Annotated in this window: 8 protein-coding genes and 1 CRISPR repeat array; of the genes, 5 read left to right on the top strand and 3 right to left on the bottom strand. The window is 42.2% G+C overall.

The genetic code is table 11. From position 1 onward, the window contains the following. Nucleotides 1–33: 33 nt before the first annotated feature. A CRISPR array of direct repeats spans nt 34–387; the repeat unit is 30 nt; unit sequence ATAGAACCAGAACATGAGATGTATTGAAAT. A 19-nt stretch (nt 388–406) separates the two neighbouring features. Continuing rightward, nucleotides 407–592 carry a DUF5616 domain-containing protein gene (locus BUF11_RS24495; protein ID WP_330393914.1) on the top strand — a complete coding sequence of 62 codons (186 nt, stop codon included), beginning with the start codon at nt 407–409 and terminating at the stop codon, nt 590–592. 461 nt (nt 593–1,053) lie between these two features. Here the strand turns inward: BUF11_RS24495 and BUF11_RS19005 are convergent, their stop codons facing one another. Together BUF11_RS19005 and BUF11_RS19000 are read right to left on the bottom strand one after the other, a co-directional pair. Further along, nucleotides 1,054–3,318 (bottom strand): glycoside hydrolase family 3 C-terminal domain-containing protein, encoded by a 2,265-nt coding sequence (locus BUF11_RS19005; protein ID WP_073590429.1) that lies wholly within the window; start codon nt 3,316–3,318, stop codon nt 1,054–1,056. 110 nt (nt 3,319–3,428) lie between these two features. Further along, nucleotides 3,429–4,439, bottom strand: a complete 1,011-nt coding sequence (locus BUF11_RS19000; protein WP_073590428.1) for an aldo/keto reductase — start codon at nt 4,437–4,439, stop codon at nt 3,429–3,431. A 535-nt stretch (nt 4,440–4,974) separates the two neighbouring features. On the opposite strand from BUF11_RS19000, the gene BUF11_RS18995 reads away from it, so the two are divergent. Both BUF11_RS18995 and glyA read left to right on the top strand, forming a co-directional pair. Then, nucleotides 4,975–5,598 carry a TetR/AcrR family transcriptional regulator gene (locus tag BUF11_RS18995; RefSeq protein WP_175562099.1) on the top strand — a complete coding sequence of 208 codons (624 nt, stop codon included), beginning with the start codon at nt 4,975–4,977 and terminating at the stop codon, nt 5,596–5,598. Nucleotides 5,599–5,721: 123 nt separating this feature from the next. Next, the gene (gene glyA, locus BUF11_RS18990; RefSeq protein ID WP_073590426.1) at nt 5,722–6,963 is read left to right on the top strand and encodes a serine hydroxymethyltransferase; all 1,242 of its coding nucleotides are present in this window, start codon (nt 5,722–5,724) and stop codon (nt 6,961–6,963) included. A 163-nt stretch (nt 6,964–7,126) separates the two neighbouring features. On the opposite strand, the gene BUF11_RS18985 is transcribed toward glyA, so the two are convergent. Next, nucleotides 7,127–8,011 (bottom strand): DegV family protein, encoded by an 885-nt coding sequence (locus BUF11_RS18985; RefSeq protein ID WP_073590425.1) that lies wholly within the window; start codon nt 8,009–8,011, stop codon nt 7,127–7,129. A gap of 159 nt (nt 8,012–8,170) precedes the next feature. Here BUF11_RS18985 and BUF11_RS18980 point away from each other — a divergent pair, with 159 nt between their 5' ends. Together BUF11_RS18980 and BUF11_RS18975 are read left to right on the top strand one after the other, a co-directional pair. Further along, nucleotides 8,171–9,208 (top strand): D-alanyl-D-alanine carboxypeptidase family protein, encoded by a 1,038-nt coding sequence (locus tag BUF11_RS18980; protein ID WP_073590424.1) that lies wholly within the window; start codon nt 8,171–8,173, stop codon nt 9,206–9,208. A 395-nt stretch (nt 9,209–9,603) separates the two neighbouring features. Then, nucleotides 9,604–11,706 carry a DNA topoisomerase gene (locus BUF11_RS18975; protein ID WP_073590423.1) on the top strand — a complete coding sequence of 701 codons (2,103 nt, stop codon included), beginning with the start codon at nt 9,604–9,606 and terminating at the stop codon, nt 11,704–11,706. Nucleotides 11,707–11,765 lie beyond the last annotated feature (59 nt).

Raw genomic sequence — 11,765 nt, 5'->3', positions numbered from 1 at the left:
ACTGCCGCTTGCAATAGCTCCTGTGTTATATTTATAGAACCAGAACATGAGATGTATTGAAATGCCAGGTACCTGGCCAGATAGAGTTTAACTACGAATAGAACCAGAACATGAGATGTATTGAAATTGCGCTTTGTAAATGCCGCAAACAAGGCAATAACCATAGAACCAGAACATGAGATGTATTGAAATAAGACAAGAGTAGCTTATGGAGAGCACAGCAACGGATAGAACCAGAACATGAGATGTATTGAAATTCCAAGATATTAATTGTTCTTGATATGCTATCTCGATAGAACCAGAACATGAGATGTATTGAAATCGGCGAAGATAGTAATATCCCAATTTTCGGCATCAATAGAACCAGAACATGAGATGTATTGAAATTTTTAGTAAAGAAAAAGCTGTGAAGGCTGTGCTCTATCTGGATGCACAAGTATTAAACTCCGACAGGTTAAGCATGCTGATAAACGAGGAGCTGGCAAAGCACTCTTTTATTACGGGGGTTTACTGTATAAATGAGGTAGACAAGACTCTGAAAGGGATGGAATGCATGGTTACTGCAGATTGTGCTATTTTGGAACAGATATAATAAGTTATTTTAACTTAAATAGTTATTTACTAAGAGACAATATTCCTGATTTATGGCTGATGATTTTCTTAGCGGAGGTTTTAGAAAATGGATCAGGAGACTGGAGCCATTTGAAAAAAGAAATTCATGGGAGAATTTATTCTTATTAATAACCAGCAATTCGCTAAATTCCACTGCTATGTATCCGTTATGCAATGCTAAAGAACTTATGGAATGGCTTAAGCAGCATACATTTTAATAAAAAGGGTCATCTCATTTTCTTAGTTCGATAAAAAGGAGTGGTCTGTTTTCTCTTCGCACACTGACTTCAAGACACATTGTCAGGTTTGTATGTGTTAAACGTATATAGGATGTTCACTTTACACATACATACCTGACAACATAATCTGTCCTCCTTTTTACTAAAAGAGGAGGGCCTCTGGAGTATAAATTATTTTCTTCAATATAAGTGAAAAACTCTGCTAATTCTGACTGTTTAAGGAATCAATTATATTCTGTATATCCTTCGAGGTAAATTCGCCGCCAAAGGAGATGATGGAATGCAAGGGAGTGCCTGCCATCATCTGGCGCATCATCTCTGCAGTTCCTTCACCCAGACTGCCATCATCATCGGCAGGAAGAGAAGGAGTAAGTTCACCGCCGTATTTTTGCATTAATTCCTGAGCATTTTTAACATATTTCATAATATCGCCTACGGTGGTGGTGCAGTCTGCTACGAAAGGAATCGTCTTTGTTCCTGTAACAGAAATATCCCTTGTGAGTACAATGTCACGGGATGACTTTCCGATCATTACGGTAAAATCACCGGTTTCCACATACCAGTCGCCTAACTCCTTGCTGTAATAAGCAAAAGAACGGCTGTCAAGTGTAAAGGATACTTCCTTTTCTTCACCGGGAGCAAGCTCTGCTTTTGCAAAACCCTTTAACTCTTTTTCCGGACGCTGTACAGAAGCTTCTTTGTCATGGATATATAACTGTACCGTTTCCTTACCGGTTACTTTACCGGTATTCTTCACTTTCAGCGTTACGGTAATAGTATCCGTGTCTTTTAAATTGCTGTCCGGAGTTACCTTAAGGTCACTGTATTCGAAGTCGGTGTAGCTTAATCCATAGCCGAAAGGATAGAGAACCTCTAAATCCCTGGCATCATAATAGCGGTAGCCTATGAAAACACCTTCGCTGTATACAACTTCCTTTTCGGTGCCGGGGAAGTTTAAGTAGGAAGGGTTATGTTTTAGGGAAAGAGGGTAGGTTTCAGCAAGTTTACCGCTGGGGTTGACCCTGCCATAAAGCAAATCAACACAAGCACCGCCTACCGCCTGGCCTCCCAGATAAACTGTAAGAAGTCCTTTTATATCATTAAGCCAGGGCATTCTTACCGGTGAACCGTTATGAAGAATAACAACAATGTTTTTCTGAACTTTTGCAATCTCTTTAATGAGATGGTTCTGGCATTCGGGCAGTTCCATATGGGTTCTGTCATAACCTTCGCTTTCAAAAGCATCGGGAAGACCGGCGAAAATAACGGCTACCTCTGCTTGCGCAGCAGCCTTTATGGCCTCTTTTAACATCGCTTCGTCTACTTTATCTTCCTTCGTATCATAGCCCTGTGCATAGGTTACTTCTGTGATGTCCTTAACAGCGTCTAAAGCACTTGTTATCTTAAAGCTGTTAATATGGCTGGAACCGCCGCCCTGATAACGGGGAACCTTGGCAAATTTTCCGATAAAAGCAACTTTTGCCTTAGGCTCTAAGGGCAGGATGGAGTCATTCTTTAACAGTACCGCACTTTCTGCAGCAGCCCTTCTTGCCAGTGCATGATGGGCCTCTTTATCGTATACGGCATTTTCTTTTCTATTATCATAGTAGTGTTTTACAAGATTAAGTACGCGTCTGGCGGCAGTATTAAGTACTTCTTCTGACAGTTCGCCGCTTTGGACAGCTTCCACGATTTCTTTGTCACGGATTCCTCTACAGCCTGGCATTTCAAGGTCAAGGCCTGCTTTTAGTGCCGCTACTCTGTCATTCATGGCACCCCAGTCAGTCATAACCAGGCCTTCAAACCCCCATTCATCGCGAAGGACTTTGTTAAGCAGCCAGTCATTTTCACAGGAATAGACACCGTTGATACGGTTATAGGAACACATAAGAGTAGTAGGATTCGCTTCTTTTACGATTGTTTCAAAGGCAGCAAGATAAATCTCTCTTAAAGTTCTCTCATCTGCCACAGCACTGATACTCATTCTGCGGTATTCCTGGTTATTAACGGCAAAGTGTTTTACACTGGTACCGATACCCTTACTTTGTATACCTTTTACCAGAGAAGCTGCCAGCTTACCGGCAAGATAGGGATCTTCGGAATAATATTCAAAATTACGTCCGCAAAGAGGGGAACGTTTCATGTTAACCCCAGGCCCCAATAAGGTGGATACGGACTCTGCCTGGCACTCATCTCCCAGGGCTTCTCCGATGGTATTTATAAGATTTGTATCAAAGGAGCAGGCCAGAGCAGAAGCTGCGGGAAAGCAGACTGCTTTCACGCTTTCTGACAGGCCAAGGTGGTCGGTTTCATCGGCTTGCTTTCTAAGTCCATGAGGACCATCCGATACCATTACATTTGGTATGTCAAGCCTCTCAATGCTCTTTGTGTGCCAGAAGTCAGCTCCTGAACACAAAGATGCTTTTTCCTCCAATGACATTTCAGATAATAGTTTTTCAACATCCATAAGTATTCTCCTTTACTTAATGATAGTTAACGGAACTATGCGCGGGACACGTGTCCTGCTGTAATTTGAATATATCATTTTGCCGGAAAGAAGTCAAGGAGATGTCATCTCTAATGGATAAAAGTTTCATAATCCTTTAGGTTGGCCGTCAAAAGGGAGGGGGTATCCAATCCGTAAGGACAGTGGTTTTTACAGTGATTGCAGTTAATACATTCTTTGATTCTAGCCATCTTATCCTGATGCTCGGAATTCAGATAGACGGATAAGGGAGCTCTTCTGATTAGCAGGGACATTCTGGCGCAGGTGGGAATATCAATTGACTTGGGACATGGCAGACAATAGCCGCAGCCCCGGCAGAAATCACCGCCAAGCTCTTTACGGTCATTATCAATGATAGCCATCAGTTCTTTGTCAAGTGACGGCGGAGCATCAATATAGGACAGGAATTCGTCCAGTTCCTCCTCCTTTTGAACACCCCAGATGGGAAGTACATTATCAAATTGTGCCAGATAAGCGTACGCGGCGGCGGATTTTGTAATCAGTCCCCCGGACAGGGCTTTCATTGCAATAAAGCCCATATCATGTTCCTTACATAGCTTAACAAGCTCCAGCTCTTTTTCTGTGGAAAGATAGCTGAAAGGAAACTGTAAGGTCTCATAAAGACCGGACTCGATGGCTTCCCTTGCAACAGCTATTCTATGATTGGTGATACCGATGTGGCGTATAAGTCCCATTTCCCTGGCTTCTAGCATTGCTTCATACAGTCCTGTTCCGTCACCTGGTTTGGGACAAAAGGAAGGATTGTGGAATTGGTATAAATCCAGATAATCCGTCTGCAATTCCTTTAAGCTTGTATGTAACTGATTCCAGAACTCCTCTGCTTTTGTAGTCATTGTCTTAGAGGCGATATAAATATTTTCTCTTACATCCTTTAAGGCATAACCGATTTTTTCTTCACTGTCTGTATAAAAGCGGGCGGTATCAAAAAAACGTATGCCTTTGTCATAGGATTTTCTTAGCAGGCGGGCAGCCTCTTCCTTTGTGATTCTTTGGATAGGCAGCGCACCAAAGCCGTTTTTATTAACGGTAATTCCTGTTTTTCCTAATGTTACGAAGTCCATAATATTGTCCTTTCTGGTGGAATTTTGCTTAAGTGCGGAAACGATTATGGGAATAATCTAATAGTATTATATCACAAATACATAAAATACAAATATTATTCCAGCGGACAGGCATTGCGGGGAAATACTCGCGGAAAACGTATGAAGGATGTATTGATAAAATGACGATGATTTGGACTTACATTTATTCATTTTCTCGTTCAACGTTCCAAATTCCACTAAAACGCCAGCAACTGTTCCCTAACATGCAAATTTATACCAAACTCGCTGAAAGTTACTAATAGGCAGCGCTGTGAGCTCAAACAATGGTATAATTTTACCAGGTCACAGTTTCTGCCATTTAAGTGTCATTAGAAACATTTCAATAGAAAATTCCTAAATATAAGTCCAAATCATCTGGTTATTTGCAATAAGTTCCTTCATGCGTTTTCCGGGGCTGTTTTTAACGGGTTGACAAATGAATATGGCACCTCCTATAATGAAGAAAATAATTCAAGGATGTGCAGGGATAAGTACATGGGACGGAGAGAGAATAATGCCAAAGGTATTAGATGAGATGGATAAGAAGATATTGGAGGTATCCAGAGAGCTTTTTTTAACAAAGGGAATACGTGAGACGGAGATGAAGGATATTGCTAAAAAGACAGGGATAGGAAGAAGCACCCTGTACCGGCATTTTACGGGCAAGGAGCTGATTGCCTTTTATATTGCAAAGGATATTCTTAGCAGCTTAAAAGATTCGATAGAAGGAACTCTTATAGAGCAGAAAGACCTTCAAAACGGCTTCCAAAAGCTTGAGAAAGGAATGGATTTGTTTGCGGAAAAGCTGATAAGCAGCAGAGAAGAGATTCGTTTTCTGGATGAATTTGACCAGTACTTTACCGACAGCTACCCGGAGTCAGAGGAAGCCAGTGAATATATACAGTTTAATAAGAATAAGGATATGGGAATATACCGGATGTTTTTGGAGGGGATGAAGGACGGCAGTATAAAAAAGGTGGAAAATCCGGAATTTGCGGCGGATGTGCTGGTCAATGCAGCTTTTGGTATTGCACAGAGAGTAATTCCCAGAAGGGAGCATTATATAGAGGAACACGGATATTGTGAAGAGATGCTGAAAGAAACGGTAAAGTTAATGCTCCAGGGGATTAAGAGCTAATTTGAAAGATGCATAATTATTCGCGTTTATAAGCACAGCTTATTTACAATAGGGTGAAATATCGCTTTTAATAATAGATTTGCTGTGATATAATACTGCTAAAAGGCCAATGGAGGTAAAAAGATGTATTCTTTTGATGAAGTTGTGGGATTTGACACAGAACTTGCCGAGGCTATCCAGAAGGAAATCGGCAGGCAGGAAGATCATATTGAGCTGATTGCTTCCGAGAATTTTGTCAGCAAGGCAGTAATGGCTGCTATGGGAAGCCCTCTTACGAATAAATATGCAGAAGGATATCCGGGCAAGAGGTATTATGGCGGCTGCGAATTCGTTGATATCGCAGAAAATCTGGCTATCCAGCGTGCAAAGGAGCTGTTTGGCTGTACTTATGCCAATGTTCAGTCTCATTCCGGTGCACAGGCAAATATGGCAGTATTTTTCGCATTGATTAAACCCGGTGATACAGTTATGGGGATGAATCTTGCCCATGGCGGACACTTAACACACGGCAGTCCGGTTAATATGTCCGGAAGCTATTTTAACATTGTGCCCTACGGAGTAAATGATGAAGGCTTTATTGACTATGAGGAGCTTGAGAAAATTGCTCTTAGTGTGAAACCGAAATTAATCGTGGCAGGTGCCAGTGCTTATGCCAGAAAGATAGATTTTAAACGTTTCAGGGAAATTGCAGATGCAGCAGGTGCTTACCTTATGGTGGACATGGCCCATATTGCAGGACTGGTAGCAGCAGGCTATCATGAAAGCCCTATTCCCTATGCTCATGTAACTACTACCACCACGCATAAGACCTTAAGAGGACCAAGAGGCGGTATGATTTTATCCAGCGCGGAATTCGCAGAAGAGCATAAGCTTAATAAGGCGGTATTCCCGGGAATTCAGGGAGGCCCCCTGATGCATGTAATAGCAGCAAAAGCGGTATGTTTTAAAGAAGCTCTTGATCCCTCTTTTAAGGTATATGCAGGAAATATTATCGAAAATGCACAGGCTCTTTCCAAGGGGCTTACCGAAAGGGGCTTTCAGATTGTTTCAGGAGGAACGGACAACCACTTAATGTTAGTTGACCTTCAGAATAAAGGTGTTACCGGTAAGGAAGCTGAAAAGCTGTTGGATGCAGCAAATATAACCTGTAACAAGAATACCATTCCAAATGATCCCGCATCACCTTTTGTTACCAGCGGTATCCGCCTTGGAACGCCTGCGGTTACAACAAGAGGTATGAAGGCCCCGGATATGGATGTTATTGCAGAAGCTATCAGTCTGTTAATTGCAGATGTGGACAAGAACAAGGCAGAGGCTATGGAGCTTGTAAGGTCTTTAACTGAAAAATACCCGCTTTATAAATAAGAAATAATAGAATAGAAAATGCCTTGCTTTCTCACCAGATGTTGGTTACAAGAAAGCAAGGCATTTTTCAAATTTTATTGGAGCAGTATCGTGCAGATTGCAAACAATCTACCGGCGAGCCTGGGATATTGCATGGAAGCTAGGTTGAAGAAATCCGAAAGGATTACCTATCAAACTTTCTTACAAAACAGACACCTACAGCACCGGGACCGGTATTCGTACCGATGGTTACACCTATCTGAAATACCGGGTATGTAATGGGTCTTCCGATAAGGCTCTCAAGCTGTGCCTGAACAGCCCTTGTATCATCAAGGGTAGTGGCATTTGCCAGGCAGAAATCATAATCTTCGTAACGCTCGTTATTGTCTGTAAAGTATTCTTCTGTCATGGAAAGGATCTTATCCAGGGATTTTTTGCGTCCCCTGATATTGGAGTAGGGGATAAGCTCGGCATCCTTTAATTGAATCATAGGTCTTATGTTAAGCATAGTACCAGCCAGGGAAGCTACTTTTCCGATTCGCCCGCCCTTTGCAAGGTATTCCAGGGTATCTACCGTAAACATGATTCGTGTTGTTTTTTTGATTTTTTCCAGACGGTCTACGCTTTCTTCCAGCGAATAGCCGGCTTCTTTTAAGTATGCTGCCTGCATCAGCAGGATTCCCTGGCCTGCAGTAGCCTGTATGGAATCTACAATATGTATCTTGCTGTCAGGATATTTTTCTATCAGGAGTTCTCTGGCGTTTACGGCTGCCTGATAAGAGCCGCTGAATTTTTGGGTAAGGCACAGGCAGAGAATGTTTTTTCCTTTCACAATTTCCTTTTCGAAGGCATGGAAATAATCCATGATGGAGGGAAGTGAAGTCTTGGGAAATACCTTTTCTTTCGTTAGCCTTAGATAGAATTCTTCGTTGCTTATTTCTTCATTTTCTTTATAATAGTGTTCTAAATCAAACGTAATATAAAAAGGTACCAGAGTTATATGGTGTAAGTCCAGCAGTTCTTTTGGTGTGTCACAGGAAGAATCACTGAATATCTGATATTCGTCCATAAATTTCTCCTTCATTGTGTTAATAGGAATATTATATCGAATATAGGGTTAAAAGTATAGTGGTAAAATTATCGAGGAGAAAACATACTTTAAACAATTTTGGAGAATATTAATACTGGGTATCAGAAAATGGGTATAAGCTTTTAACAGGAGCTTGTAATGAAAAAAATATCAAACGTTATAATAATCTTATTATGCTTTACTGTTTTCATTCATAATCTTTTTTATGCAATACCGCTTATAGGAAATAACATTTATGAAGTAAGAGCCGTTTATGCAAAGGCAGATGATAACCTGCCGTTGATTTCTGACGGCGGTTCTGTGGATTATATGTCCTATATTCCTGCTATGAAATGCAGCGAAGAGGTAAAGGAAGCACTTTCTGTAAGCAATCCGGAAATTTCGGTTGATGCCAAGGCAGCCGTTTTAGTGGATGCAGAAGACGGAAAAGTTCTGTATCATAAGAATGCTCTTGAACCGATATTTCCAGCCAGTACGGCAAAGCTTTTAACGGCACTGGTCGTACTTGACTGGTGTAAGACCAGTGAGATGGTGAAAGTAGGGAAGGAAGTCAGCATGATACCTTACGATTCTTCCAGAGCCGGTTTAAGAGCCGGGGACAAACTTAAGGTCTACAATCTTATGGAGGCAATGCTGTTACCCTCCGGTAACGATGCAGCTTATGCTTTGGCAGTCTATACGGGAAGAAAGTCCCTTAAGGATAACAAGGCCGATGAAATGGCGGCCATCAGGGAATTTACCCGCCTTATGAATGATAAGGCAAGAAGATTAGGGGCTGAAAATTCCTGCTTTATATCTCCTGACGGCTATGATGCGATCGGGCAGTATTCCACTGCCTACGACATGGCAAAAATCGGCCTGAAAGCCATTAAAAGTGAAACAATAACCAAGATTGCCAAGGAAAGGACAGCTACCATAAAGATGGTTAACGGCAGGGCGTTACCCTTATGGAATACCAATGCCCTTATTAATAAGGACAGTATGTGGTATGATTCCCATGTTATCGGTCTAAAGACCGGTACAACAGGACTTGCCGGAAGATGCCTGATATCTGCCGCCCGGACAGATTCAGGGCTTGTGCTGTCAGTAATCATGAATTCCACCAGTGAAGGACGCTGGAGGGATTCCCTTAAACTCATCAAATACGGAAGAAAAGTTATGAGTGCAAACAAATAAAAAATCTTGGCGGCATCCTGGTGCTGCCAAGATTTTTTATCTTATAGGAAGTTACGTCCTATAAGATAAAAAGCCCTACGGGCGGGATGCACATGATGCACCAAAGAAGTTGTCACTGCGTGACAGCGCATCAGCGCTAGAGTCTGGCAGGCCAGACTCTTTCTTATCTTATAGGAAATTACGCCCTATAAGATAAAAAGCCCCACGGGCGGGATGCACATGATGCGCCAGGGAAGTTGTCACTGCGTGACGGCGCATCAGCGCCAGAGTCTGGCAGGCCAGACTCTTTCTTATTCTAGCTCCTATGGCCGGAAGTACGTCTTTTCATCGGGGCAAAAATATGCTATGATAAAGAAATGAATTTTATTTGATACCGGTAGAAAGTTGGATTATGCATGTCTAAGAATTTATATATATCAGAAAAACCCAGTGTGGCGCAGGAATTTGCCAAAGCCTTAAAAGAAGACTTCAAAAAAAGAGACGGCTACATGGAATCCGATGCCTCCCTGGTTACCTGGTGCGTCGGACACCTGGTAACCATGAGCTATCCGGAAACCTATGATGCCGCTCTAAAGCGCTGGAATCTGGAGCCACTTCCATTTATGCCAAAAGAGTACCGTTATGAGGTGATTCCCTCTGTCAGTAAGCAGTTTTCTGTGGTAAAGGGCCTGCTGAACAGAGAAGATGTCAGCTGTATCTATGTCTGTACCGACTCCGGTAGAGAAGGAGAATACATATACCGCCTTGTGGACCAGATGGCAAAGGTGCCGGGAAATAAAGAAAAGAAAAGGGTTTGGATCGATTCCCAGACAGAGGAGGAGATTCTTCGTGGCATCAGAGAAGCGAAGCCTTTAACTGCCTATGACAATCTGGCCTCTGCCGCTTATTTAAGAGCAAAAGAGGATTACCTGATGGGAATTAATTTTTCCAGGGTTCTCACTTTAAAGTATGGGCAGAATATCACGAATTACCTTCAGGAAAAGAAATGGTCTGCCATATCCGTGGGCAGGGTTATGACCTGCGTCCTTGGAATGGTAGTAAGAAGAGAAAGAGAAATCAGGGATTTTGTAAAGACTCCCTTTTACCGGGTTTTGAATACCCTGGAGGCTTCCGGCAGGACCCTTGATGGAGAATTCAGAGCCGTGGAGGGTTCTAAATATTATAATTCTCCCTTATTATATAAAGAGAATGGCTTTCGGGAAAAGGGAAGTGCCGAAAAATTAATAGAAGAACTGATTGGCAGGGAGCCGGTTTTCACAGAAAAGCAGGAAAACGGGAAAAATACCTACACCGATACTATGACAGAAGATGATAAGCTTCTGGCAGAAATCACAGCCATTGAAAAAAAGAAGGAGAATAAGAATCCTCCCCTGTTATTTAATCTCGCCGAACTTCAGAATGATTGCTCCAGACTTTTTAAAATCAGCCCGGATGAAACTCTTAAGATTACCCAGGAGCTTTATGAAAAGAAGCTGGTTACCTATCCCAGAACCGATGCCAGGGTCTTATCAACGGCAGTTGCCAAGGAGATCTATAAAAATATCGGCGGATTAAGGAATTTTGCGGTAGTAAGGGACTATGCGGCAGAGGTAATGGAGAAAAAAAGTTATCAGAATATCGCAAGAACCAGATATGTAAATGACAAGCAGATAACGGACCATTATGCCATTATTCCTACCGGACAAGGCTTTCAGGCATTAAATTCCCTTTCTCCTACTGCCGTTAAGGTATATGAAATAATTGCCAGAAGGTTCCTAAGCATCTTCTATCCTCCGGCAGTCTACCAGAAAATCAGCCTGACTACAGAGCAAAGAAAAGAGAAATTCTTTTTCTCCTTCCGTATTCTCTTAGAAGAAGGGTATCTTAAGGTGATTACCAATTCCTTTGATAAGAGAAAGGAAGCGGTCACAGAGGGAAATACCAGGAATAAGGATGAAAAGGAAGAAGCCGAAGAGGAAAGCTTTGATGCAGGCTTTCTGGAGGTGGTAAAGAATCTAAAGAAAGGGATGCTTCTTCCTGTCAAAGCAATGTCGATCAAGGAAGGAGAAACCGCTCCGCCTAAGAGATACAATTCCGGTTCTATGATCCTTGCAATGGAAAATGCAGGGCAGCTTATTGAAGACGAAGAGTTAAGGGCCCAGATTAAGGGCAGCGGAATCGGAACCAGTGCCACCAGGGCAGAAATCCTGAATAAACTCGTAAAGATCGATTATCTGGCACTTAATAAGAAAACGCAGATTATAACACCAAGCCTGCTTGGGGAAATGATATACGATGTGGTAAATTCCTCGATTAAATCCCTGCTAAATGCAGAGCTTACTGCAAGCTGGGAAAAGGGGCTTACCATGGTTGCCCAGGGAGAGATTACGGAAGAAGAATATATGGGCAAGCTGGAGGGATTTGTGGCCCGGATGACAAACGGTGTAAAGGGACTAAATAACCAGTATGGTTTAAAACAGTATTTTGATAATAGCTCCGCCTTTTATAAGAAAAGATAACGATTAGGAAACATTTCACACGCAAATTTGTGCCTGAGGCCCAAAGTTTGCAGGTACAG

Source organism: Anaerocolumna xylanovorans DSM 12503 (genome assembly GCF_900143645.1).
GTDB classification, from domain to species: Bacteria; Bacillota; Clostridia; order Lachnospirales; family Lachnospiraceae; genus Anaerocolumna; species Anaerocolumna xylanovorans.
This window is presented reverse-complemented; position numbering and strand designations above follow the sequence as displayed.

Coding starts and splice junctions, on each gene's coding strand:
- BUF11_RS18985 (WP_073590425.1), bottom strand. CDS start 8,011: ATGGACGAATATCAGATATTCAGTGATTCTTCCTGTGACACACCAAAA.
- BUF11_RS18995 (WP_175562099.1), top strand. CDS start 4,975: ATGCCAAAGGTATTAGATGAGATGGATAAGAAGATATTGGAGGTATCC.
- BUF11_RS19000 (WP_073590428.1), bottom strand. CDS start 4,439: ATGGACTTCGTAACATTAGGAAAAACAGGAATTACCGTTAATAAAAAC.
- BUF11_RS18975 (WP_073590423.1), top strand. CDS start 9,604: ATGTCTAAGAATTTATATATATCAGAAAAACCCAGTGTGGCGCAGGAA.
- BUF11_RS18980 (WP_073590424.1), top strand. CDS start 8,171: ATGAAAAAAATATCAAACGTTATAATAATCTTATTATGCTTTACTGTT.
- glyA (WP_073590426.1), top strand. CDS start 5,722: ATGTATTCTTTTGATGAAGTTGTGGGATTTGACACAGAACTTGCCGAG.
- BUF11_RS19005 (WP_073590429.1), bottom strand. CDS start 3,318: ATGGATGTTGAAAAACTATTATCTGAAATGTCATTGGAGGAAAAAGCA.